Source organism: Tsuneonella sp. HG094, assembly GCF_053819285.1.
Genome location: NZ_JBSORA010000001.1, coordinates 1,477,887 through 1,501,532, shown reverse-complemented (window position 1 = coordinate 1,501,532; position 23,646 = coordinate 1,477,887). Strand labels below are relative to the sequence as shown.

Annotated in this window: 22 protein-coding genes and 1 tRNA gene; 20 read left to right on the top strand and 3 right to left on the bottom strand. The window is 65.3% G+C overall.

From position 1 onward, the window contains the following. Nucleotides 1-366 (top strand): response regulator, encoded by a 366-nt coding sequence (locus tag ACWPMX_RS07440; RefSeq protein WP_455699400.1) that lies wholly within the window; start codon nt 1-3, stop codon nt 364-366. On the opposite strand, the gene ACWPMX_RS07435 is transcribed toward ACWPMX_RS07440, so the two are convergent. Further along, a complete protein-coding gene (locus tag ACWPMX_RS07435) occupies nt 352-1,248 on the bottom strand; it encodes a hydrogen peroxide-inducible genes activator (RefSeq protein WP_455699399.1) in 897 nt (298 codons plus the stop codon). The two genes, ACWPMX_RS07440 and ACWPMX_RS07435, sit on opposite strands and share 15 nt — an antisense overlap. Further along, nucleotides 1,245-2,438 (bottom strand): ribonuclease D, encoded by a 1,194-nt coding sequence (gene rnd / locus ACWPMX_RS07430; RefSeq protein ID WP_455699398.1) that lies wholly within the window; start codon nt 2,436-2,438, stop codon nt 1,245-1,247. Before rnd ends, ACWPMX_RS07435 begins: the two co-directional genes overlap by 4 nt. Nucleotides 2,439-2,607: 169 nt before the next feature. Here rnd and aspS point away from each other — a divergent pair, with 169 nt between their 5' ends. From aspS to cobA, 17 genes are all read left to right on the top strand, one after another. Then, nucleotides 2,608-4,389, top strand: coding sequence for an aspartate--tRNA ligase (gene aspS / locus ACWPMX_RS07425; RefSeq protein WP_455699397.1), 1,782 nt, complete (start codon nt 2,608-2,610; stop codon nt 4,387-4,389). A 101-nt stretch (nt 4,390-4,490) separates the two neighbouring features. Next, entirely contained in the window at nt 4,491-5,069 is a 579-nt protein-coding gene (locus ACWPMX_RS07420) for a hypothetical protein (protein WP_455699396.1), read from the top strand. Next, nucleotides 5,066-5,767, top strand: coding sequence for a hypothetical protein (locus tag ACWPMX_RS07415; protein WP_455699395.1), 702 nt, complete (start codon nt 5,066-5,068; stop codon nt 5,765-5,767). The genes ACWPMX_RS07420 and ACWPMX_RS07415 overlap by 4 nt, the downstream gene beginning before the upstream one ends. Before the next feature lie 93 nt (nt 5,768-5,860). Continuing rightward, on the top strand, nt 5,861-6,097 hold the full coding sequence (locus tag ACWPMX_RS07410) for an acyl carrier protein (protein ID WP_057883643.1): 237 nt from the start codon (nt 5,861-5,863) through the stop codon (nt 6,095-6,097). 98 nt (nt 6,098-6,195) lie between these two features. Further along, a complete protein-coding gene (gene fabF, locus ACWPMX_RS07405; RefSeq protein ID WP_455699394.1) occupies nt 6,196-7,455 on the top strand; it encodes a beta-ketoacyl-ACP synthase II in 1,260 nt (419 codons plus the stop codon). Nucleotide 7,456: 1 nt separating this feature from the next. Then, nucleotides 7,457-8,419 carry an endolytic transglycosylase MltG gene (gene mltG, locus ACWPMX_RS07400; protein ID WP_455699393.1) on the top strand — a complete coding sequence of 321 codons (963 nt, stop codon included), beginning with the start codon at nt 7,457-7,459 and terminating at the stop codon, nt 8,417-8,419. After that, nucleotides 8,380-8,937, top strand: a complete 558-nt coding sequence (locus ACWPMX_RS07395) for a 2'-5' RNA ligase family protein (RefSeq protein ID WP_455699392.1) — start codon at nt 8,380-8,382, stop codon at nt 8,935-8,937. The genes mltG and ACWPMX_RS07395 overlap by 40 nt, the downstream gene beginning before the upstream one ends. A gap of 82 nt (nt 8,938-9,019) precedes the next feature. After that, a complete protein-coding gene (locus ACWPMX_RS07390; protein ID WP_455699391.1) occupies nt 9,020-9,619 on the top strand; it encodes a Crp/Fnr family transcriptional regulator in 600 nt (199 codons plus the stop codon). A gap of 103 nt (nt 9,620-9,722) precedes the next feature. After that, a tRNA-Met gene (locus tag ACWPMX_RS07385) sits at nt 9,723-9,799 on the top strand. A gap of 131 nt (nt 9,800-9,930) precedes the next feature. Beyond that, nucleotides 9,931-10,512 (top strand): ANTAR domain-containing response regulator, encoded by a 582-nt coding sequence (locus tag ACWPMX_RS07380; protein ID WP_455699390.1) that lies wholly within the window; start codon nt 9,931-9,933, stop codon nt 10,510-10,512. Beyond that, complete coding sequence (locus tag ACWPMX_RS07375) at nt 10,509-11,714, top strand: CmpA/NrtA family ABC transporter substrate-binding protein (protein WP_455699389.1); 1,206 nt, start codon at nt 10,509-10,511, stop codon at nt 11,712-11,714. The genes ACWPMX_RS07380 and ACWPMX_RS07375 overlap by 4 nt, the downstream gene beginning before the upstream one ends. Nucleotides 11,715-11,958: 244 nt before the next feature. Then, nucleotides 11,959-13,197, top strand: coding sequence for a nitrate/nitrite transporter (locus ACWPMX_RS07370; RefSeq protein WP_455699388.1), 1,239 nt, complete (start codon nt 11,959-11,961; stop codon nt 13,195-13,197). Nucleotides 13,198-13,201: 4 nt separating this feature from the next. Next, nucleotides 13,202-14,407: an alginate export family protein gene (locus ACWPMX_RS07365; RefSeq protein WP_455699387.1), complete on the top strand. Its 1,206-nt coding sequence runs from the start codon at nt 13,202-13,204 to the stop codon at nt 14,405-14,407. After that, on the top strand, nt 14,407-16,887 hold the full coding sequence (gene nirB, locus ACWPMX_RS07360) for a nitrite reductase large subunit NirB (RefSeq protein WP_455699386.1): 2,481 nt from the start codon (nt 14,407-14,409) through the stop codon (nt 16,885-16,887). Before ACWPMX_RS07365 ends, nirB begins: the two co-directional genes overlap by 1 nt. After that, nucleotides 16,884-17,222: a nitrite reductase small subunit NirD gene (gene nirD / locus ACWPMX_RS07355; RefSeq protein WP_455699385.1), complete on the top strand. Its 339-nt coding sequence runs from the start codon at nt 16,884-16,886 to the stop codon at nt 17,220-17,222. Before nirB ends, nirD begins: the two co-directional genes overlap by 4 nt. A 1-nt stretch (nt 17,223) precedes the next feature. Next, entirely contained in the window at nt 17,224-19,821 is a 2,598-nt protein-coding gene (locus tag ACWPMX_RS07350) for a molybdopterin-dependent oxidoreductase (protein ID WP_455699384.1), read from the top strand. Then, nucleotides 19,811-20,620, top strand: coding sequence for a uroporphyrinogen-III C-methyltransferase (gene cobA / locus ACWPMX_RS07345; RefSeq protein ID WP_455699383.1), 810 nt, complete (start codon nt 19,811-19,813; stop codon nt 20,618-20,620). Before ACWPMX_RS07350 ends, cobA begins: the two co-directional genes overlap by 11 nt. 42 nt (nt 20,621-20,662) lie before the next feature. Here the strand turns inward: cobA and ACWPMX_RS07340 are convergent, their stop codons facing one another. Further along, complete coding sequence (locus ACWPMX_RS07340) at nt 20,663-21,538, bottom strand: LysR family transcriptional regulator (RefSeq protein ID WP_455699382.1); 876 nt, start codon at nt 21,536-21,538, stop codon at nt 20,663-20,665. A 92-nt stretch (nt 21,539-21,630) separates the two neighbouring features. Between ACWPMX_RS07340 and ACWPMX_RS07335 the strand changes: the two genes are divergently transcribed. Then, nucleotides 21,631-22,743: an S-(hydroxymethyl)glutathione dehydrogenase/class III alcohol dehydrogenase gene (locus tag ACWPMX_RS07335; protein WP_455699381.1), complete on the top strand. Its 1,113-nt coding sequence runs from the start codon at nt 21,631-21,633 to the stop codon at nt 22,741-22,743. Between the two features lie 5 nt (nt 22,744-22,748). Next, on the top strand, nt 22,749-23,585 hold the full coding sequence (gene fghA, locus ACWPMX_RS07330; RefSeq protein ID WP_455699380.1) for an S-formylglutathione hydrolase: 837 nt from the start codon (nt 22,749-22,751) through the stop codon (nt 23,583-23,585). The last annotated feature ends 61 nt before the right edge of the window (nt 23,586-23,646 follow it).

The following is a 23,646-nucleotide window of genomic DNA, read 5'->3' as shown; positions in this document are numbered from 1 at the left end:
ATGAACTGTGTGCTGATTCTCGAGGACGAGCCATTCATCGCGCTCGACCTGGTTTTCGCCTGCGAGGATGCAGGCGTGAAATCGGTTACCGCGGCGAGCTGCGAGCAGGCGAACGAGGCGATGGAGCTTCATGCCATCGATGGCGCGATACTCGACGTGAACCTGGGGAAAGGCGAAACCTGCGAGCGCGTCGCCCGCACCCTGAAGGATCGCGGCGTACCGTTCGTTCTCAACACCGGCGACCTCAACCGTGCAGGCGAATTCCTGCGCGACATGAACGCCCCGATCATCGGCAAGCCGAGCGCGGCCTCATCGGTCATCGCGAAACTGCTGGAACTCGGAAACGGCGTTTCAGCCCGCGCGTAGCTCCTCGGCAAGCAGGCGAAATTCGTCGGCACGGGGTGAATTGCGCCGCCAGATTAGGGCAATCTGGCGCGTGGGTGCCTTGCCCTTGAGGGGCCGCGCGACGACCTCCGTTTCGTGCAGGATACCGGCGTTGATCGCCATCTCGGGCAGCATCGTAACGCCGAGGCCGTTGTCGACCATCTGCACCAGAGTGTGGAGCGAGGTCCCTATCATCGTCGCCGATGCGCGCAGATCGGGTCGATTGCAGGCGGCGAGCGCGTGGTCGCGCAGGCAGTGGCCATCCTCGAGCAACAAAAGCCGACCCTGGTCGATCATCGAAGCCGGAATCTCGGCTGGTGGATCGCGCGGATCGTTCTTGGGGAACGCGACGAACAGCCGATCGTCGGCGATGTGTGCGCTCTCGATCTCCCCGGTCGCGAAGGGCAGGGCGAGAAGCACGCAATCGGCCCGCCCGTGGTGCAGGCTTTCCACCGCGTGATCGCTGGTTTCCTCGCGCAGGAAGAGCTTCAGCGACGGTCGCTCGCGCCGGAGACGCGGCAGGATCCGGGGCAGCATGAACGGCGCGATCGTGGGGATCACGCTCATCCGCAATTCGCCGGACAGCGGCTTGCCGCTGGCTTGCACGAGGTCAGACAGTTCTTCCGCCTCGCGCAATAGCCTGTGCGCTTTCGCCACCACCTGCTCGCCAAGCGGAGTGAACCGGACGACCCTTCGGCTTCGCTCGACCAGCGTCACCCCCAGCAGCGATTCGAGCTCTCTCAGACCGGCCGACAAAGTTGATTGCGAAACGAAGCTCGCATCGGCGGCGCGGCCGAAATGTCCGTGCTCGTGCAGCGCGACGAGGTACTGCAGCTGCTTGATGGTGGGGAGATAGGTGCTCACTCGGCTGCGATTGCTTCGGGTTCGGCGATCTCGATGCGCGTCATCTTGAGGCGGCCGTTCTCGACCCCAAAGCCGAGCTTGCCCTCGACCAGATCGAGCGCGTCCTTGCCGAACACCTCGTAGCGCCAGCCCTTGAGGACCGGCAGGTCGCGCATGCCGCTTGCGAGCGATTCCATCTCGTCACTGCGGGTGAGCAGCCGCGCGGCGACGTCGATCTCGCGGGCGCGAATCTTGAGCAGCAGCTTGAGAAGGTCGGCGACCAGCACACCTTCCTTGCCCAGCGGCGCACCGCGCTTGGGTTTGTCGGGCAGTTCGTCGGCAGGGAGCGGTTCGGCCTTTTCAATCGCCTTCATCAGCCGCTTGCCGATGTCGTTGTCTTTCCACGCGGTGGAAAGGCCGCGGACCTTCACCAATTCGGGCTGGCTCTTGGGCGGATGCGCCGCAAGGTCCGCGAGGGTCTCGTCGCGCATGATCCGGCCGCGGGGGATGTTCTTGTGCTGGGCTTCCTGCTCGCGCCAGGCGGCGAGCGCCTTGAGGCGGCCGAGCACGGTCGCGTTACGGCTGGGCGCACGGATGCGCTGCCACGCTTCGCCCGCGTCGTTGGCGTAGTTCGCCGGATCGGCGAGCTTGTCCATCTCGGCATCGAGCCACGACCCGCGACCTGTCTTGATCAGTTTCTTGAGAAGACGCGGGAATATCACCGCCAGGTGGGTCACGTCGCCGATCGCGTATTCGATCTGCCGATCGGTCAGCGGGCGGCGGCTCCAGTCGGTGAAACGCGCGCCCTTGTCGACAGTGAAGCCGAGCCAGCTTTCGACGAGGTTGGCATAGCCGATCTGTTCGGACTGGCTGACCGCCATCATCGCGATCTGTGTGTCGAAGATGGGATGCGGGGTCTTGCCGGTCAGGTTGTAGACGATTTCCACGTCCTGCCCGCCCGCATGGAAGACCTTGAGCACGTCCTCGTTCTCGCACAGCAGGTCGAGCAGGGGAGCAAGGTCGATCCCGTCGGCGAGCGGATCGATCGCCGCGGCTTCCTCGGTATTGGCGATCTGCACCAGGCACAGTTCCGGCCAGTAGGTGTTCTCGCGCATGAATTCGGTGTCGACCGTGACGAAATCGGATTTCGCCAGCCGCCCGCACAGATCGGCGAGCGCGGCGGTCGTGGTAATCAGGTCATGTATCTTCATTGTACTTTTCTTGTCCGTCGGGCGGAGTACCGCCCCCGGGACCGCCCAAGACACCTTGCCTAGCTTGACAAAGCCGGAGCGTTCCCCTGTTAGCGCGCGTCGTTTCCGCCTATGGGGCAGCGCGCGACGCGCCCCTAGCGCCATACAGCCGAAAATGGAAAGATTTTAGATGCACGCCTATCGTACCCACAACTGCGGTGCCCTGACCAAGGATGCCGTCGGAGAGACCGTCCGCCTCTCGGGCTGGGTGCACAACAAGCGCGATCACGGCGGCGTGCTGTTCGTCGACCTGCGCGATCATTATGGCATCACCCAGGTCGTCGCAGACAGCGACAGCGCCGCGCTGCCCGTGCTCGAGCGGCTCAAGCTGGAATCGGTCGTCACAATCGATGGCACGGTGAAGGCGCGTGCCGATGCGGCGGTGAACCCGAACCTGCCGACCGGCTCGATCGAGGTGTTCGCGCGCGAAGTCACCGTACAGAGCCGCGCGGACGACCTGCCGCTGATCGTCAACTCGGCCGAGGACTACCCAGAGGAAACCCGCCTCAAGTACCGCTTCGTCGACCTGCGCCGCGAGCGCGTGCACGCGAACATCATGCTGCGTTCGAACGTGATCGCGTCGCTGCGCAAGCGGATGATCGCACAGGGCTTCACCGAGTTCCAGACCCCGATCCTCGGCGCGTCGAGCCCCGAGGGCGCGCGCGACTACCTCGTGCCCAGCCGCCTCCACCCGGGCCGTTTCTACGCGCTCCCGCAGGCGCCACAGATGTTCAAGCAGTTGCTGATGGTCGCCGGCTTCGACCGCTACTTCCAGATCGCCCCCTGCTTCCGCGACGAGGACCTGCGCGCCGATCGCAGCCCCGAATTCTACCAGCTCGATTTCGAGATGAGCTTCGTCACCCAGGAGGACGTGTTCCAGGCGATCGAGCCGGTGCTTGCGGGCGTGTTCGAGGAATTCGCGAACGGCAAGGCCGTGACCCCGGCGGGCACATTCCCGCGCATTCCCTATCGCGAGGCGATGCTCAAGTACGGCACCGACAAGCCCGACCTGCGCAATCCATTGATCATCAGCGACGTCTCCGGCCACTTCACCCAGAGCGGTTTCGGCCTGTTCGAGAAGATCGTCGGTACCGGCGGCGTGGTCCGCGCGATCCCGGCGCCAGCGACGCACGAGAAGAGCCGCAAGTTCTTCGACGACATGAACGATTGGGCGCGCAAGGAAGGCTTCGCCGGCCTCGGCTATGTCACCCGCAAGGGCGGTGAGTTCGGCGGACCGATCGCCAAGAACCATGGTCCCGAAGGCATGGAACAGCTCTATGCCGAACTCGGCCTGGGCGAGAACGACGGCCTGTTCTTTGCTGCCGGCAAGGAAAAGGACGCGGTCAAGCTCGCCGGTGCAGCGCGGACCCGTGTGGGCGAGGAACTCGGCCTGATTCCCGACGATCGCTTCGACTTCTGCTGGATCGTCGACTTCCCGATGTTTGAATACGACGAGGACGCCAAGAAGGTCGACTTCAGCCACAACCCGTTCTCGATGCCGCAGGGCGAGATGGAGGCGCTGGAGAGCAAGGACCCGCTCGATATCCTCGCGTGGCAGTACGACATCGTCTGCAACGGTTACGAGTTGTCCTCGGGCGCGATCCGGAATCACCGGCCGGACATCATGTACAAGGCATTCGAGGTGGCCGGGTACACCCGTGAAGACGTCGAAACCAACTTCGGGGGGATGCTCGAAGCGTTCAAGCTCGGCGCCCCGCCGCACGGCGGCAGTGCCCCTGGCATCGACCGCATCGTGATGCTGCTCGCCGACGAGCCCAACATCCGCGAGGTCATCGCCTTCCCGCTCAACCAGCGGGCGCAGGACCTGATGATGGGGGCGCCGAGCGAGGTGCCCGCGCGAGCGCTGCGCGACGTCCATGTGCGATTGATGGAGCAGCAGAAGCCGGCTTGATGGCAGGCGGGATTTGACCCGCCGCTCACGCAGGCGTATTTCTTTCCATCGGCTCGCGCGTCGACACGGCCTGCGAGCCCTGTACCGAGGGGTCGATAGGGATGAAGTCGCTTCACCTGCGCGTGACCGGAACGTGCGCGGCCATGCTGGCCGTGTTGGCGCTCGCCACGCCGGTCCAGGCGCAATTCGGAGGCATTCTCGGAAAGGCGCTGCAACCCAAGGCGGAAAAAACCACTGACGGGTGCGCAAAGGGCAAGTCGCGCAGCGCCGGATCGCAGATATTCGGTTCGATCGTCGGGTCCGTCGCTGGCGACGCGGCCTCACGTGCAGGTATCTATTCCTGGGTTCCGGTTGCAGGATTCACCGACCAGCTTACTGCGGCGATCGCCTGCAAGCTCGATCCCGAAGAGCAGAAGCAGGCGGCGCAGGCGACGCTCGATGTGACACGGGGTGAAGGCGAGCAGGCGGAGGTGGCGGTAGGCACCTCGGCCGCCTGGACTTCGGGGACCCGCGAGAACGTCACCGGCACTTCGACCGTCGTTGCCCGCAACGACAAGGAACGTGGCGGAATGCAGTGCATCACCGTGTCCGACGTCATCATCGTGCAGGGCGAGGAAACCCGTGCCGACAAGCGCATGTGCCGGAAACCGCCGGCGGCGCGCTACGCTCTTGCCGCGTGAAGCGCCTTCCTCGCCTGGCCGCCGCTGTGGTTGCGTTCGCGCTCCTGGCGGGGGCGACCGACCCCGATAACCCGACGTGTCCTGCATCGCCCGATTGGGGGCCACTCAAGGCAATGACGCTGACCCCGGCAATTCGCAACGGCGCGCATGTCCTACTGGCCGAAGGAAAGATCGACAACGGCCTGCCAGCCCGCCTCAAAGCGGCAATCGAGAAGGACGACCGGATCGGAGAGATCTGGATCCGCTCCAGCGGAGGGGATGCAGCGGCGGGCAATGCTGCGGGAAAGGTGATCCGCTCTTTCCCCGGAATGCTGACGAGGATTCCGGCTGGCTGGACGTGTTTTTCCGCCTGCAACTTCCTCTTCATGGGCGGCGACCGGCGCGTCGTCGATCCGGGCGGCGTGTTCATGGTCCACATGTTTACACACACCAATCAGCGCGACGTTATCCAGGAAACGATCGCCGAGGGGACCAATGCGACCGCCGGGTTGATCGGTGAGATCGAACAATCGAGCGCGCTGCTGGCAAGCGACGACAACGACTTTCTCATTCGTATGGGTATAAGCCGCAAGCTGCTGACCGACATCATGTATCGCCAGCAGGCCGTGAAATCGGCCGAAAACGCCAGCACTCGCTATTGCCTTAGCCAAGAGGAAGTCCGGCGGTACAACGTCATGCCCGACGAGAAGGCAGGCTGATTGGGCCATCGGACGCGGGGCACTTGCCAGCCCCGATGTCGTTCATTAGGGCGACAGGCAACCTGAAACCCCCCAGTAACAGAGGGCACACTCATGAGCGATACCGCCGACCGCGTGCAGAAGATCGTCGTCGAACACCTTGGCGTCGAGGCCGACAAGGTCACCCAGGAAGCCAGCTTCATCGACGATCTGGGCGCGGACAGCCTTGATATCGTCGAGCTGGTGATGGCGTTCGAAGAAGAATTCGGCGTCGAAATCCCCGACGATGCGGCCGAGAAGATCGCCACCGTCGGCGACGCGACCAAGTACATCGAAGAGCACAAGGGCTGATCGCCCATCCCGCCGTGCTCGCCTGACGGCCAGTCGGCGGGACAACGACAGGCTCGACCCTTTGCAGGGCCGGGCCTGTCGCGTTTACGGAGAGTAGCATGCGCCGAGTGGTCGTAACCGGACTGGGCCTCGTCACCCCTCTTGGGGCGGACGTCGAAACGACATGGTCGAACCTGATCGCAGGAAAGAGCGGGATCGGACCGATCACCCGCTTCGACGTCAGCGACCAGAAGGCGAAGATCGCCGGCGAAGTGAAGCCCGCCGACCACGAATGGGGTTTCGATCCCAACAAGCGCGTCGACCACAAAGTCCAGCGCCAGGTCGATCCGTTCATCGTCTATGCGATCGACGCCGCCGGGCAGGCGATCGAAGATGCCGGCCTCGAGAACATGACCCAGGAGGAAAAGGAACGTGCGGGCGTTTCGATCGGCTCGGGCATCGGGGGCCTGCCGGGGATCGAGAGCGAATCGCTGGTCCTTGCCGAAAAAGGCCCGGGCCGCGTGTCGCCGCATTTCGTCCACGGGCGGCTGATCAACCTCACCAGCGGACAGGTTTCGATCAAGTACGGACTCATGGGGCCGAACCACTCGGTCGTGACGGCCTGCTCCACCGGCGCGCACTCGATCGGCGACGCGGCACGCATGATCAAGGACGGCGACGCCGATGTGATGGTCGCGGGCGGGGCCGAGAGCACGATCAATCCGATCGGTATCGCCGGCTTCGCGCAGGCCAAGGCGCTCAACATGAGCATGAACGACGATCCCACACGCGCCAGCCGCCCTTACGACAAGGGCCGCGACGGCTTCGTGATGGGCGAGGGCGCGGGCGTCATGGTGCTCGAGGAATACGAGCACGCCAAAGCGCGCGGCGCGAAGATCTATGCCGAGGTGGTCGGATACGGCCTGTCGGGCGATGCCTATCACGTGACTGCGCCGCACCCCGAAGGCAGGGGCGCCGAGCTTGCCATGAAGATGGCGCTAAGGAAGTCCGGGCTCGAGCCGCAGGACATCGATTACGTCAACGCCCACGGAACCAGCACGATGGCCGACACCATCGAGCTCGCCGCAGTCAAGCGCGTGTTGGGCGACGATCTTTCGGGCGCCTCGATGTCGAGCACCAAGAGCGCGATCGGACACTTGCTCGGCGGCGCCGGCGCTGTGGAGGCGATCTTCTGCGTCCTGGCGATTCGCGACCAGGTCGTGCCGCCGACACTCAACCTCGACGATCCCGACGAGGGGACCGAAGGTGTCGATCTCGTGCCGCACCATGCGAGGAAGCGCGCAGTCGAGGCCGCGCTGTCGAACAGCTTCGGCTTCGGCGGCACCAACGCGAGCGTGATCTTCAAGAAGGTCGACTGACGTGAAACGTCTCGTCCTGCTGGCCGCCGTTTTCGGCGCGCTGGCGTTCGCGTGGTTTGCGTACGGATGGTACGGCAGTGCCAACGTCGACAAGGAGACCGCGTTTACCGTTCCCGACGGCGCGACCCTCACCAGCGTTGCGCGCAAGCTGGAAGAGGACGGCTTGATCGGCTCGGCCGATGCATTCCTGCTCCGAGCCAAAATCCTCGGCAGCGGCGACCCCGTCCAGCGCGGCGAGTTCGCGCTTCCTGCGGGGGCCAGCCCTGCGACGATCCTCGATACGCTCCAGCACGGCCAGGTCATCCGGCGCTTCGTCACCGTGCCCGAGGGACTGCCGTCGATCATGGTCTACGAACGGCTGATGGCAGAGCCGCTGCTGACCGGACCGATCCCGATGCCGGCCGAAGGCTCGGTCATGCCCGACACCTACGACTTCGAGCGCGGCGAAGCGCGCACCGCTGTGCTGGCCCGGATGCAGGCCGCGATGAAAAACTACCTTGCCGAGGCCTGGTCGAAGCGGAAGCCGGGCATCGCGGTCTCGACGCCGGAAGAGGCGGTAACGCTGGCCGCAATCGTCGAGAAGGAGACCGGCGTTGCCAGCGAGCGGCGCATGGTCGCGGGCCTGTACTCGAACCGGGTGAAGACCGGGATGCCGCTGCAGGCCGACCCCACGATCATCTACCCGATCACGAAGGGCAAGCCGCTCGGCCGCCGGATTCGCCAGTCGGAGATCGCCGCGGTCAACGGCTACAACACCTATACGATGAGCGGACTGCCCAACGGGCCGATCACCAATCCAGGGCGCGACAGTATCGCCGCGGTGCTCGACCCGGAAAGGACCGACGCGCTGTTCATGGTCGCGAACGGGAAGGGCGGACACGTGTTTGCCGCGACCCTTGCCGAGCATAACGAAAACGTGCGCAAGTGGTTCGCGATCCGGCGAGCGCGCGGGGAGCTCGACTGATCGACGGCGGGTTTGCCCCGCTGATCGTGACCGCCGAACTGCCGCAGGCATTGCAGTCGCGCGCCGACCAGCTTCGCGCGGCGCATTTCCCGCCCGAGCGCAATTTCCTCAAGGCGCACGTCACGCTGTTCCATGCGCTGCCCCCGTCCATCGAGCCGGAACTGCGTGACGCAATCGCGGAGGAGTCGCGCGGTGCGCCGCTGCCGGCTCGCTTGGAAGGTGTGATGAGCCTCGGTGGCGGAACCGCGCTTAAGATCGCCAGTCCCGCGATGCTCGCGCTGCGCGAGCGGCTGGCGGATCGTTTCCACGGGTTGCTATCCCCGCAGGACCAGCACACGCCGAGGCTGCACGTGACAGTCCAGAACAAGGTATCGCCCGAAGCTGCGCGGGCGCTCCAGGCGGCGTTGGCGGCGCGAATCGAACCGGGCGATTTCCGGTTTCGTGGGCTGGGCTTGCATCGCTACCGCGGGGGCCCGTGGGAAACGGTGCATCGATGGGCGTTTCGCGGTAAGGTCTGAGCGCCGATAATCAGGGGGCGTCATGCAGGTTGATCAAATCTTGCTTTTGGTTGGCAGCGTATTGCTCATTGCGGCCGTGGCAATGACCGGCATGCGCGCGTTGCGCCTGATGGCTCTTGCGGGCGGGCTCGCGATCGCGCTGGCTGCATTTCTCGGCGGGCAGAACGGGGCGGTGATCGCGGTAGCGGCGCTGTTCGTGGGGGTAAATGCATGGCGGCTCGCTCAACTCGAGCAGGCCATGCGGCATGGGACCATGCGCCCCGAGGAACGCGAACTGCTTGAGGGCATACTGCGGGTCGACGATCCGGAAAAGCAGCGGCGATTGATCGGTCTGCTCACCTGGCGCGATGTGCCGGGCGGTGAAGTTCTGATCCGGCAGGGGCAGCCACACCCGCCGCTGATCTATGTCGCATCGGGCGCGGGTGCAGTCGAACTGGATGGACAACTCGTGGCCGTGTGCGGCCACGGCGATTTCCTGGGCGACATGAGCGCGGCGACGGGCGAGCCGGCGAGCACCTCGGTGATCGTCACCGATCCCATGCGCATTGCACTGGTCGATCGCGCTGCTCTGGTGCAATTGGGCGAGGCCGTCCCGGAAATCGGCGCCGCTTTCGACCGTGCAATCAACCGGGCACTTGCAGCGAAAATCCGCCGCATGAACGAAGCGGCGGCTCACGGTTGATACATGCCTTCCAGCGACGTGATTTGACAGGTTGACCCAGCGGGGACCCCGCCCTAAATGCGCCGCCTGCCAGGCCGCCCGACCGCGCCTGGCCAGCCCTTGGGGCGGAGTAGCTCAGCCGGTTAGAGCAGCGGAATCATAATCCGCGTGTCGGGGGTTCGAGTCCCTCCTCCGCTACCACTTGTTCCAATTCTTTGCGTTCGAGTGGCAGGGCGACCCAGAGCGCTGGCTTACCGGTTGCAAACAGACGAACCGGACGCGAGGAAAAGGCGCCGCTGGATTTATGCTGCAAGGCAGCATAAGCGAACCAGGTGCGCATCGCGGTCATCGATACGAGTACTTCGCGTGCGGCGATCATCGCCGAAGGATTGCGTGAAGCGGGGCTGACGGATGTCGCCCTGATCGATCCCCAGTCACCGCTGCTCAGCCAACTGGAGCAAGCGCGGCCCGAGGTCGTCCTCGTCAATCTCGAGAACCCCAGCCGCGATCTGCTTGAAGACTATTTTGCGATGAGTCGCGCGCTGGCCCGTCCGATCGCCATGTTCGTCGATCAGAGCGACAGCGAGGCGACGATGGCCGCGGTCGACGCCGGAGTGTCGGCCTATATCGTCGACGGCCTGACCAAGAAGCGAATCAAACCGGTTCTCGACCTCGCCGTGCGGCGGTTCCAGGCGTTCGCGCGGCTCGAGGACGAGCTGCGTGAGGCGAAGAGCGCGCTCGCCGAGCGCGCGTTGATTGACAAGGCCAAAGCGATCCTGATCAAGCGCCGCGGTCTCGACGAACCGGCCGCCTACAGCCTGCTGCGCAACCACGCGATGCAGAGCAATCGACGGATCGCCGAGATCGCGCAGGCCATCGTCACAAGCGACGAACTCATGGGAGACCTGCCGTGACGACCTTCCGCATCGGATTTCTTCCGCTGGTCGACGCCGCGCTGCCGATCCTTGCGCACGAGCAGGGCTTTGCCGCCGCCGAGGGCGTGAAGATCGCGCTGGTGCGCGACATGACGTGGGCGACGGTGCTCGACCGACTGCTCTACGGCCATACCGATGCGGCGCACCTGGTCGCGCCGCTCGCGATTGCGACTACCCTCGGCCGAGGCCGACCCGCGGCTCCGCTCGCGGTGCCGTTCGTCCTTGGGCTCAACGGCAACGCGGTGACATTCTCGACCGCCCTGGCGGCAGCATGCGGCGTGGAGGACACACTGGGCGAACCGAACGAGCTCGGCGCCGCGCTGAGGGAAGTAGCAGCCGCGCGGCTCGCGGCGGGCAAGCGCCTGCGTTTCGGTGTGGTGCATCGCTATTCGAGCCACAACTACATGCTCCGATACTGGCTCGCCGGCGTCGGCATCAGGCCGGACAGCGATGTGGAAATCGTCGTCACCAGTCCGCCGTTTGCCGCCGACGCACTGGCGGCGGGCGACGTCGACGGGATTTGCGTGGGCGAGCCGTGGAACAGCGTTGCGGTCGATCGCGGTGTTGGCCGGATCGCGCTGGTCACTGCGCAAATATGGCGGCGCGGCGTCGAGAAAGTGCTCGCCACCCGCCAGGATACCGTCGACCAGCGGCCGGAGGAGCTGGCTGCGCTGCTTCGCGCACTCCACGCTGCCGCGGCGCATTTTGTCGAGCCCGATGCTGCCGCCGAGAACGCCGCGATCCTCGCGCGGCCGGAATACTGCAATGCCCCGCTCGATGCGGTGACACGCGCGATCACCGACCGCATCCGGGTCGCAGCCGGCGCGGAGCCGCTGCACGTCCCGGACTTCATGTTCCAATACCGCGAGGCGGCGAACTTCCCGTGGCGCAGCCAGGCGGCGTGGCTCTACGCACAAATGACCCGCTGGGACCGCACCCCGTTCTCGGCAGACGAATCGGCGGCAGCGCAGGATGTGTTCCGCCCCGACATCTATCGCGCTGCCATGGCGGAAGCCGGCGCTACCCTGCCTGGCGCGAGTTCGAAACTGGAGGGGGCGGTCACCGACGCGCTCGGGGTCGGTGCGGCGCAAGGCCGACTCATCCTCGGCCGGGATACCTTTTTCGACGGGCGATCGTTCGATCCCGACCAGATTCCGGATTACCTCGCGTCGCTCAGCTAGGATTCTTGCTGCACCTGCGAAATAACACTTGTGGAAGTGGGCGTAGTTTGGCAGTCTCTTCCAGTCCGGCAACGCTGCCGGGCACGAGATAGACGCTCGATTGCTCCAGCGCCGGGGCGATTGAACGACAGCGGACCGGCCACGCGCCGAACCGCCAATAAGGCAACGAAGCCGTCAGGAGGCCGCCCGGAAGGGCCGCCTTCTGGCGGCTTTTTCTTTTGTCCAAACGCCTCGGAGGCACGACATGGCTACGCAGTTCTGGGACAAGACGGCCGAACCGAAGAAGACCAGTTTCTGGTCGAGCGGCCACACACCGACGCTGATCGCAGCGTTCCTGTATTTCGACCTCGCCTTCATGGTCTGGGTCATGCTCGGGCCGCTCGCGCCCGAGATCTCGAAGACGCTCGGGCTCACCCCGGCCGAGAAAGGCCTGATGGTCGCCACTCCGACGCTTGCGGGCGCGGTGCTCCGGGTCGTGAACGGGCTGCTGGTCGATCGGATCGGCCCCAAGTTGTCGGGTGCGATCAGCCAGGTCATTGTGATCGTCGGGTTGATGACCGCCTACCTGATGGGTGTCGACAGCTTCGCCGGCACGCTGGCGCTCGGCGTGATCCTCGGGTTTGCCGGGGCAAGCTTCGCCATTGCGCTGCCGCTGGCGAGCCGCTGGTACCCCGCCGAGCACCAGGGCAAGGCGATGGGGCTTGCAGGAATGGGCAATTCGGGAACGGTGCTCGCCGCACTGTTCGCCCCGACTCTGGCCAAGCTCTTCGGCTGGAACGCCGTGCTCGGCCTCGCCTGCATCCCGCTGTCGATCGTGTTCGTCGCCTATCTGCTAATGGCGAAGGACGCGCCGAACGCGCCCGCTCCCAAGAGCCTGATTGCTTACCTCGAACCGCTCAAGACGGCGGACGCCTGGTGGCTCATGGGCTTCTATGCCGTGACGTTTGGCGGCTTCGTCGGGCTCGCCGCCAGCCTGCCGATCTACTTCACCGACCGCTTCGGGCTCACTCCGGTAGAGGCAGGCTACCTGACCGCCGCGTGCGTGCTGGCCGGCTCGCTCATTCGTCCGATGGGCGGGGCGCTGGCCGACAAGATCGGCGGCGTGAAGGCGCTCACCGGCGTATTCATCGTCGCCGCGCTCGCGCTCGCCGGAGTGAGTAGTGCGGCTACGGTCGCAACAGCCCTCGGTTTCTTTGTCGTCGCGATGCTCGCGCTGGGCACCGGCAACGGCTCGGTGTTTCAGCTCGTGCCGCAGCGCTTTTCGGCCGAGATCGGGGTGATGACCGGGCTGGTCGGCATGGCCGGCGGCGTAGGCGGGTTCTACCTCGCTTCCTCGCTCGGCTTCGCGAAGCAGTACACCGGCAGCTTTGCGCCCGGGTTCCTGATCTTCGCGGCGCTGGCGGTGCTCGCGCTGGTGGGCCTCACCTTGGTCAAGACCAAGTGGCGCTCCGCTTGGGCTGCTGCCGCGACGGTGCGGATCTGAGCCGATGCGGCTGCTGGCCCCCACCGTGATCGTCGGGCTCGCGGCGGCTAACCCCGCCGCGGCCCAGACGGTCCAGTTGAAACCCCTGCTCGATGCGCGCCTGCGCTACGAGCATGTCGACCAAGACGGGCTCCCGCAGCAGGCGGATGCGGCCACCGCGCGGGTCCGCGCCGGAGTCGAAGCAAAGTCAGGCACGCTCTCCGCTCTGGTCGAAGGGCAGGGCACCCTGGCTTCGGTCGCCGACTACTACGACGGCCTTCAGAGCACCGCGACGCGGCCGCTGGTGGCCGATCCGGAGAACGTTGCGCTCTACCGGGCCCAGCTCCAGTACAAGACCAAACTGCTGACGCTGACCGCCGGGCGTCAGCGGATCGCACTGGACGACGAGCGTTTCGTCGGCGCGGTCAATTTTCGGCAGAACGGCCAGACCTTCGACGCTGTCCGTGCCGAGGTGACCCCGCATGCGGGATTCAAGATCGACGCGGCCTATGCCTGGAGCCACCGCACACTGTGGGGTGTCGAAGGGGTCGGCGCACGCCAGCAGGCGGTCTCAGGCGATTTCGTATTCGCCAACGCCGGCTATGCCTCGACGATCGGGACTTTCAGCGGTTTCGCCTACCTTGTCGATGAAGACGAAGCGGCGATGAACGGCTTTCGCCTCGCCAGCCAGACTTACGGCGTCCGCCTGGCAGGCACGCGTCCAGTGGGGTCGGCCAAGCTGGCGTATCAATTCAGTTACGGCAGCCAGTCCGACTACCATCGCAATCCGAATGACTATCGGGTGGACTACTACCTCGCTGATGCCATGGTCGACGTCGGCGGCTTCAAGCTCGGCGCGGGCTATGAAGTGCTCGGCGCCGCAGACGGTGCGGCCTTCACCTCGTTCCAGACCCCTCTCGCGACCGGCTTCAAGTTCCAGGGCTGGGCCGACAAGTTCCTGACCACGCCGCCCGACGGTGTGCGCGATCTCTACGGCGCGGTCGGCTACGGTTGGAAGAAGTGGGGCGGGATGTCGAACATCGCGCTCCAGGCCGCCTACCACCGCTTCGAAAGCGACCGCATCGTGCGCCACTATGGCAACGAGATCAACCTGCTGGCGAGCGGCAGGCTTGGCAAGACCGCGCTGTCGGTCCGCTACGCCGCCTACGACGCCGACCTTTTCGCCACCGACACGCAGAAATTCTGGCTGCAGATGGACTGGAGCATTTGATGGAACACCAGGCGCTCAAGCTGCGGGACGACGATAGCCGCGAGCACCTCGTCGTGATCGGCAACGGCATGGCCGGCTGCCGCGCGGTCGAGGAATTGCTCGCGCGGGATGCCGGGCGCTATCGCGTGACGATCTTCGGCGCCGAGCCGCGGGTCAACTACAACCGGATCATGCTTTCGCCTGTCCTCGCGGGCGAGAAGAGCTTCGACGATATCGTCATCAACGGCCACGATTGGTACGACGAGCACGGCATTGCGCTGATCGCCGGCGATCCGGTGCTCGCGATCGACCGCGCGGCGAAGACGGTGACCAGCCGCAGCGGGCTGACCACCGTGTACGACCGACTGCTCATCGCGACGGGATCCGATCCGTTTATCATCCCGGTGCCCGGCAAGGATCTGCCCGGGGTCATCGGCTTCCGCGACATGAACGATGTCGAAACCATGCTCGGCGCGGCCGACAAGGGCGGGTGCGCGGTGGTGATTGGCGGCGGGCTGCTCGGCCTTGAGGCGGCGCACGGACTGTCCTTGCGGGGGATGAAGGTCACCGTCCTCCACCTGATGCCGACACTGATGGAACGCCAGCTCGACGAGGCGGCCGGGTGGCTGCTCAAGCAGGAACTCGAGGCGCGCGGTCAGACCGTGCTGACCGGCGCGGACACCGCCGAGATAATCGGGAGCGACAAAGTCGAAGGGGTTCGCCTCAAGGACGGCACCACGATCCCGGCCGACCTCGTGGTCATGGCGGTAGGTATCCGTCCGTCGGTGGCGCTCGCGCGCGATGCCGGGCTAACGGTGGGGCGCGGCATCCAGGTCGACGACCATATGGTCACCAGCGACCCGGCGATCCTCGCGGTCGGCGAGTGCGTCGAACACGACGGTCAGGTCTACGGCCTCGTCGCGCCGCTCTGGGAGATGTGCCGCGCGCTTGCCGACGGGCTGGTGGACCAGCATACCGGCTACACCGGCTCCGTCACTTCGACCAAGCTCAAGGTCAGCGGGATCGACGTGTTTTCGGCCGGAGAGTTCGCCGATGTCGCGGGCGCCGAGGACATCGTCCTGCGAGACGCGGCCCGTGGGGTCTACAAGCGGGTCGTCGTCAAGGACGACAGGATTGTCGGTGCGGTGCTCTACGGCGATACTGCCGACGGGGGTTGGTACTTCGACTTGCTCAAGCGGGGCGAGAACATCTCGGACCTCCGCGATGCTCTTATCTTCGGCCAAGCCTTCGCCTCTGGAGGAGGCGCGCTGGACCCTAAGGCGGCCGTTGCAGCGCTCTCGGACGATGCCGAGATTTGCGGCTGCAACGGCGTTTCCAAGGGCCAGGTCGTCGCCTGCATCGAAAAGGGCGCGTGCAGCCTCGACGCGGTCCGCGCCACCTGCAAGGCTTCCGCGAGCTGCGGTTCCTGCACCGGACTGGTTGAAAACCTGCTCGCCTTGACGCTCGGCGACGAGGTCCAGCAGGGCGCAAAGACGCTGTGCAAATGCACATCTTTCGGCCACGAACACGTCCGCCACGAGATCGTCGCTCAGGATATGCGCTCGATCCCCGAGGTGATGCAGAAGCTGCACTGGTCGTCGCCCGATGGCTGTTCGTCTTGCCGCCCGGCGCTCAATTACTACCTGCTGTGCGCGCTGCCGGGCGAATTCGTCGATGACCAGCAGAGCCGCTTCGTCAATGAGCGGCTCCATGCCAACATCCAGAAGGACGGAACTTATTCTGTGGTCCCGCGGATGTGGGGCGGGCTGACCAACCCGACCGAGCTGCGCGCGATCGCCGACGTGGTCGAGAAGTACGACGCCCCGATGGTCAAGGTCACCGGCGGCCAGCGGCTCGACATCTTCGGAATCAAGAAGGAGGACCTGCCTGCGGTATGGGCCGACCTCAACGCAGCCGGGATGGTCTCAGGACATGCCTATGGAAAGGCGCTGCGCACGGTGAAGACCTGCGTCGGCAGCGAATGGTGCCGCTTCGGCACGCAGGATTCGACCGGGCTCGGAGTCAAGATCGAGCAGGCGACATGGGGCAGCTGGATGCCGCACAAGTTCAAGATCGCGGTCAGCGGTTGCCCGCGGAATTGCGCCGAGGCGACGATCAAGGACTTTGGCGTGGTCTGCGTCGATAGCGGGTATGAACTGCACGTCGGCGGTAACGGCGGCATAAAGGTCCGCGTCACGGACCTCCTGTGCAAGGTCGCCACCGAAGCCGAGGCGATCCAGCACTGCGCGGCGTTCATCCAGCTCTACCGCGAGGAGGCCTGGTACCTCGAACGGACTGCGCCGTGGATCGAGCGGGTTGGATTGGCTTACGTCCAATCGCGGCTGCTCGACGACGCCGACGAGCGCGCCGAGCTCGCGGCACGGTTCTTCCACTCGCAGTCATTCTCGCAGGACGACCCCTGGGCCAAGCGTGCCGAAGGGGCAGAGCGCGAGCACCACGCGCCGATGGCGCGGTTCACTCCGGCGGAGATGGCCTTATGATCGCACAGTGGCTCGATATCGGCTGGGTCGAGGAAATCCCGGTGCGCGGCAGTCGTGTGATTCAGGTTGCGGGCGGCGACGACATCGCGGTGTTCCGCACCGGTGATGGCCAGGTCTTCGCCTTGCGCGACCGCTGTCCGCACAAGCACGGAAGGCTGAGCCAAGGGATCGTGCACGGCGGAGCGGTCGCGTGTCCGCTGCACAACTGGCGTATCTCGCTCGGCACCGGCCAGGCGCTGGGCGAAGACAAGGGTTGCACGCCCACCGTTCCCGTGCGGATCGATTCGGGTCGCATATTGATCCAGCGCGCTGCGACCTTGGCGGCGGCGACCTGAATTGGCCCCCGTCCGTACGACATGCGCCTATTGCGGAGTGGGCTGCGGCATTCGTGCGACCCCGATCGGCGATCGTGAAGTGCGGATCGAAGGTGATCCTGACCATCCGGCCAGCGCGGGGCGCTTGTGCTCCAAGGGCACCCACCTCGGCGAGACCCTGGGGCTCGAGGGCCGGCTGCTCCATCCGATGATCGGCAACCGCCGCGCGAGCTGGGACAAGGCGCTCGACCTCGTCGCCAAGCGGTTCCGGCAAACCATCGCCGAACACGGGCCGGACAGCGTCGCTTTCTACGTATCGGGCCAGCTGCTGACCGAAGACTATTACGTCGCCAACAAGCTGATGAAGGGCTTCATCGGCTCGGCCAACATCGACACGAACAGCCGCCTCTGCATGTCGAGCGCGGTTGCAGGGCACATCCGCGCGTTTGGCGAAGACGTGGTCCCGGCAAGCTATGCCGACCTCGACGAAGCGGACCTGATCGTCCTTATCGGTTCCAACACCGCCTGGTGCCACCCGATCGTTTACCAGCGCATCCAGGCCGCCCGAGCCGCGCGGGGCTCCAAGCTGGTCGTCATCGATCCGCGCCGGACTGAGACTGCCGAAGAGGCCGACCTCCATCTCCCCATCCGCCCCGGCAGCGACGTCGCGCTGATGAACGGGTTGCTGTGGCATTGCGTGGACCACGGCATCGTCGACCAAGCCTATCTGGCGGAGCACGTAGCGGTTCCCGACGAGTTCTGGACCGCGTTGGGAGAGGGAAGCGACCTGTGGTCAGTCGCGCGGACGTGCGATGTTCCGCCGGCGGACCTGAGGGGCTTCTACGATCTGTTCGCGGCGAACCCGCGAACGGTCACCCTGTTCAGTCAGGGGATCAATCAATCGCTTTCCGGCACCGATCAGGTCAACGCGATCATCAACCTTCATCTCGCCACTGGTCGCATCGGCAAGCCGGGAGCGGCGCCGTTCTCGATCACCGGCCAGCCCAATGCCATGGGCGGGCGCGAGGTCGGCGGGCTGGCGACCACACTCGCCGCGCACATGGACTTCGCGCCCGACAATGTTGCGCGTGTAGGGCGCTTCTGGGCGGCGCCGCGGATGGCGACCAAACCCGGGCTCAAGGCGGTCGACCTGTTCCGGCAGATCGGCGAGGGACGGGTGAAGGCGCTCTGGGTCATGGCGACCAATCCAGCGGTGTCGATGCCCGATGCGGCCCGCGTCCGCGATGCGCTCGCCGGATGTCCGTTCGTGGTGGTATCCGACGTGATCGCCGAAACCGACACGACCGCGCACGCTCACGTCCGGCTTCCGGCGGCCGCCTGGGGCGAAAAGGACGGGACGGTCACCAATTCAGAGCGGACCGTGAGCCGCCAGCGGCCATTCCTCCAATTGCCTGGCGATGCGAAGCCGGACTGGTGGATCGTGACCCAGGTCGCCCGGCGAATGGGCTGGAAGACGGCGTTTCCCTACGAAAGCCCGGCCGACGTCTGGCGCGAGCACTGTCGCCTGTCGGTCTACGAGAACGAGGGGCAGCGGCTCTTCGCGCTTCCAGGCCACGCGGGGATGGGCAACCCCGCTTATGACAAGATGGAGCCTTTTCGCTGGGGCGCTGAACCCTTCACGGGCGGTCTGTTCCCAACGCCCGACGGACGTGCACGATTGGTGCCGGTGAAGCAGCGTGATCTGGAGCCCGTTCTGGAGCGCTGGCCGATGACGCTCAACACCGGTCGCTACCGCGATCATTGGCACACGATGACCCGTACCGGTCTCGCGCCCAAGCTGGCACGCCATCGCGACGAGCCAAGGGTGGAGGTTCATCCCGACGATGCCGATCAACTGGCGATCGCCGCTGGGGGACTGGCGAAAGTCTGCACACCGCAGGGCGACAGCGTGTACCGCGTAGAGATCAGCGCGGCACAGCGCCGTGGCGAGGCGTTTGTGCCGATTCACTGGACCGACCGCAACGCGACCGGTGGCCGCACCGGCCTGCTTCCCCGTCCGCTTGTCGATCCCTACTCGGGCCAGCCCGGTTTCAAGAGCACGCCCGCCCGGATCGAGCCGGTGACGACTGCGTGGCGCGGATTCCTGTTGCTCAACCGTGATCTGGAAGTCGTTCCAAAGTGTTTGTGGGCGGTGCGCGTGGCTGCCCGCGGTGGCACCCTCTGGGAGCTTGCTGGCAACGGCGATCCACGAGCACTCGAGAAGCTGCTCCCACGGGGCGAATTGCTCGAGGCAGAGGATCGGGCGATGGGATCACGGAGAGTGGCGGTCCTGACCGACGGCAAGCTCGCCGGCGTGCTGATGGTTACCCGCACCGGCGAGATGCCATCGCGCGACTATCTGCTCGGCGCCCTCGGCGAAGTGGCAACCCCGCCTGCAGTCCTCGCCGGGCGCGCACCAGGCGCGGCCGCTGAGAGGGGCCCAATTGTTTGTGCCTGCTTCGATGTCGGTCTCAACACGCTCGTCGCCGCTATCGCGGAACAGGGGCTTGCCGACGTCGCGGCCATCGGCCGGTCCCTCAGTGCCGGGACGAACTGCGGCTCGTGTCGCCCAGCACTCGCCAAACTCCTGCCTGCGAAGGACATTCACGATGTCGCCTGACGATTTCCCTCCCGGTTCGGTATGGCTCGTCGGCGCTGGCCCGGGCGATCCCGAACTGCTCACCCGCAAGGCGGAGCGACTGCTCCAGCTTGCCGATGTCGTCTTCCACGATGCGCTCGTGGGTCCGGGCGTGCTCGATCTCGTCCCTTCTGGCGTCGTTCGGGTCAGCGTTGGCAAACGGTCGGGCAGACACTCGAAGGAGCAGTCGGCCATCGACGCCCTGCTGGTGCGGGCTGCCCTGGAGGGCAAGCGGGTGATACGCCTGAAAGGGGGCGACCCGGCAATCTTCGCGCGTTCGGAGGAAGAGATCTCAGCGCTTCATGCTGCCGGGATCCGCGTCCGGATTTGCCCGGGCATCACGACTGCCAGTGCTGCGGCGGCCTCGGCAAGAATGTCGCTCTCGTTGCGCGGCATTGCGCGAAGCACCTTGTTCGTCACCGCTCACGCCCGCCGCGGCGAGGATCTCGATCTGGACTGGGATGCGCTCGCCAACGCACAGTCGACGCTCGCGTTCTACATGGGCCGCGAGGCGGCGGGCGAGATCAGCGTCCGGCTGATGGAAGCCGGTATGCCGCCGCAGACATCGGTGCTCGTCGCGTGTGATGTCAGCCTTGAAAGCGAGAGGCTTCTGGCTACTCGTCTCGACTTGCTGCCGCTGGCGGCCGCGGCGCTCGCTCAGAATGCGCCGACGCTTATCCTGATCGGCGAAGCTGTCGCCAAAGCTTACGCTGCGTCGGCGCGATTGCCTTCGCAAGGAACCCGGATTGATCCGCGCAGTGCCGTCGCGAAGTCTGCCTGAGAAATCCTCCCGAGCTTTGGTCGACTTCTACACCGGGTTTCCTCAGATCGCAGGGCCCATTCCGGCGATCAGTTGGTCGACCAGTCGGCGCACCTTGGGCAACAGGTGGCGGCGCTGCGGGTAAACCGCCCACACGGTTTCGTCGGGCGCCCGGAACGGCTCGAGCAGCGGAACAAGTGCCCCTGAGGCAATCGCCTCGCGCAGGTAGAACGAGGGGAGGTGGCAGATGCCCATCCCGGCAATAGCAGCGTCGGCCACGGCGGCCCCGCTGTTGCATTGCCAGCGCGCATTCGGACGCCAGGCGATTGCCTCGCCATCGTTCACGAAATGCCATTGGCGGTTCGAACCGACGAGGCAGTCGTGCGCGGCGAGATCGTTGGGCGATCGCGGCGTTCCGCGGCGCGCGAGATAGGCAGGCGATGCGCATAAATCGACCTGCCGCGTCGAAACTTGGCGCCGAAGCAGTCGCGTGTCGCCTAATGCGCCGGTGCGAATGGCGAGGTCATAGCCTTCGGACACCAGGTCGACGACCCGGTTCGTGAGGTCGAGATCGATGGCAAGACGGGGGTATTCCTGCGCATAGGCACGAACGATCGGGGCGACGAACCTTTCGCCGAGAGAAATCGAGCAGGTTATCCGCAGCCCGCCCTGCGGCTCTCCGCTCGCCTCGACCATCGCGAAAGCCTCTTCGCGCTCCGCGATCAGTCGTTGGAACTGCTCGACCAGCAGACGCCCGGTGTCGGTCAGTCTGACCGATCGGGTCGTACGCGCGAAGACCTGTGTCTGCAGCCGTTCCTCGCACGCTGCGACCCGGCGACTGACATGGCTGACCGATACGTTTAGTCGGCGTGCGGCGGCCACGAAACTGCCGGCTTCGGCGACCGCGACGATTTCATCGAGTCCGTCCCATTGGCTCATGGATTATTCCTGACTGGCAATAGTGTTTTGCCATTCGCAGGATTTTTCCTCACGCGCAATGAAACTAGGGGGATGTCAAAGGAGTTTGCTCAATGAAGACCCGTGCCGCCGTTGCGTTCCAAGCGAAGAAGCCGCTCGAAATCGTCGAGCTCGACCTCGAGGGCCCGAGGGACGGCGAAGTGCTGGTCGAAATCATGGCGACGGGCATCTGCCATACCGATGCCTACACGCTCGACGGGTTCGACAGCGAGGGGATCTTTCCGAGCGTCCTGGGCCACGAGGGCGCGGGTGTGGTGCGCGAGGTCGGTCCGGGGGTCACGTCGGTCAAGCCGGGCGACCATGTGATTCCGCTTTACACCCCCGAATGCCGCCAGTGCAAAAGCTGCCTCAGCGGCAAAACCAACCTCTGCACCGCGATCCGGGCGACGCAGGGCAAGGGCCTCATGCCCGATGGAACGACGCGCTTCAGCTATAAGGGCCAGCCGATCTTCCATTACATGGGCTGCTCGACCTTCTCGAACTTCACCGTGCTTCCCGAGATCGCGGTCGCCAGGATTCGCGAGGACGCGCCGTTCCAGTCGGCCTGCTATATCGGCTGCGGGGTGACGACGGGCGTCGGCGCGGTGATCAACACCGCCAAGGTGCAGGTCGGCGACAACGTCGTCGTGTTCGGGCTCGGCGGGATTGGCCTCAACGTCATCCAGGGAGCACGGCTGGCCGGTGCGAACCGGATCGTCGGCGTCGACATCAATCCGGATCGCGAGGAATGGGGCCGCAAGTTCGGAATGACCGAATTCCTGAACTCGAAGGGCATGAGCCGCGAAGAGGTGGTCGCGAAGATCGTGGAGATGACCGACGGCGGCGCCGACTATACCTTCGACGCGACCGGCAACACCGAGGTCATGCGCACCGCGCTCGAGGCTTGTCACCGCGGCTGGGGCACCTCGATCATCATCGGCGTGGCTGAAGCAGGCAAGGAGATCGCGACGCGCCCGTTCCAACTGGTGACGGGCCGCAACTGGCGCGGCACCGCCTTCGGCGGCGCCAAGGGCCGCACCGACGTGCCGGGGATCGTCGACATGTACATGACCGGCAAGATCGAGATCGATCCCATGATCACCCACGTCATGGGCCTCGAAGAGATCAACACCGCCTTCGACCTCATGCACGAAGGCAAGTCGATCCGCAGCGTCGTGGTGTTCTGACCGGCATGGAGACGGTCTCCACCAATCGCAGTCACGGCGGCACGCAGGGCGTTTACAGCCACCAGAGCGATGCGACCGGTACGCCTATGACGTTCTCTGTCTTTGTCCCCGACCACGACAAGGGAGCGAAGCTGCCGGTGCTCTGGTACCTGTCAGGACTCACGTGCACCCACGCGAACGTGACCGAGAAAGGCGAATATCGCGCGGCCTGTGCGGAGCATGGGGTGATCTTCATCGCGCCCGACACCTCGCCGCGCGGCGATGGTGTGCCCGATGATGAGGGGTATGACTTCGGCAAAGGCGCTGGCTTCTACGTCGACGCTACGGAAGCGCCGTGGGCCTCCAACTTCCGCATGCGCAGCTACATTGAGGACGAACTGCCCGCGTTGATTGCGGCGCAATTCCCTACGGTCGAGATGACGCGCCAGGGGATCACGGGCCATTCGATGGGCGGCCACGGGGCGCTCACTATCGCGTTGCGCAACGCGGATCGGTTCCGTTCGGTCAGCGCCTTCGCGCCGATCGTCAGCCCGCTCCATTGCCCTTGGGGAGAGAAGGCGCTGGGCGGATATCTCGGCGCGGACCGGACCTCATGGCGCGAGTACGACGCCTGCGCGCTGATCGAGGACGGCGCCCGCGTGCCCGAATTGCTGGTCGACCAGGGCACGGCGGACAATTTCCTCGAGGAACAGCTCAAGACGTCGTTGCTGGTCGACGCTTGCAAGGTTGCTGGCATCCCCGCGACGATCCGCATGCAGGACGGCTACGATCATTCCTACTACTTCATCTCGACCTTCTTGGCCGAGCATGTCGCGTGGCATGCCGAGCGAATGCAGGCCTGAATTGGCAGGGATCGCCATTCCGATCCCTCAGCCAGTTGCGCTTTGGGACCGTGCAGGAGTA

Coding starts and splice junctions, on each gene's coding strand:
- ACWPMX_RS07365 (WP_455699387.1), top strand. CDS start 13,202: ATGCGGCTGCTGGCCCCCACCGTGATCGTCGGGCTCGCGGCGGCTAAC.
- nirB (WP_455699386.1), top strand. CDS start 14,407: ATGGAACACCAGGCGCTCAAGCTGCGGGACGACGATAGCCGCGAGCAC.
- ACWPMX_RS07390 (WP_455699391.1), top strand. CDS start 9,020: ATGACCGGCATGCGCGCGTTGCGCCTGATGGCTCTTGCGGGCGGGCTC.
- aspS (WP_455699397.1), top strand. CDS start 2,608: ATGCACGCCTATCGTACCCACAACTGCGGTGCCCTGACCAAGGATGCC.
- ACWPMX_RS07420 (WP_455699396.1), top strand. CDS start 4,491: ATGAAGTCGCTTCACCTGCGCGTGACCGGAACGTGCGCGGCCATGCTG.
- rnd (WP_455699398.1), bottom strand. CDS start 2,438: ATGAAGATACATGACCTGATTACCACGACCGCCGCGCTCGCCGATCTG.
- ACWPMX_RS07440 (WP_455699400.1), top strand. CDS start 1: ATGAACTGTGTGCTGATTCTCGAGGACGAGCCATTCATCGCGCTCGAC.
- nirD (WP_455699385.1), top strand. CDS start 16,884: ATGATCGCACAGTGGCTCGATATCGGCTGGGTCGAGGAAATCCCGGTG.
- cobA (WP_455699383.1), top strand. CDS start 19,811: ATGTCGCCTGACGATTTCCCTCCCGGTTCGGTATGGCTCGTCGGCGCT.
- fghA (WP_455699380.1), top strand. CDS start 22,749: ATGGAGACGGTCTCCACCAATCGCAGTCACGGCGGCACGCAGGGCGTT.
- ACWPMX_RS07370 (WP_455699388.1), top strand. CDS start 11,959: ATGGCTACGCAGTTCTGGGACAAGACGGCCGAACCGAAGAAGACCAGT.
- ACWPMX_RS07410 (WP_057883643.1), top strand. CDS start 5,861: ATGAGCGATACCGCCGACCGCGTGCAGAAGATCGTCGTCGAACACCTT.
- ACWPMX_RS07340 (WP_455699382.1), bottom strand. CDS start 21,538: ATGAGCCAATGGGACGGACTCGATGAAATCGTCGCGGTCGCCGAAGCC.
- fabF (WP_455699394.1), top strand. CDS start 6,196: ATGCGCCGAGTGGTCGTAACCGGACTGGGCCTCGTCACCCCTCTTGGG.
- ACWPMX_RS07335 (WP_455699381.1), top strand. CDS start 21,631: ATGAAGACCCGTGCCGCCGTTGCGTTCCAAGCGAAGAAGCCGCTCGAA.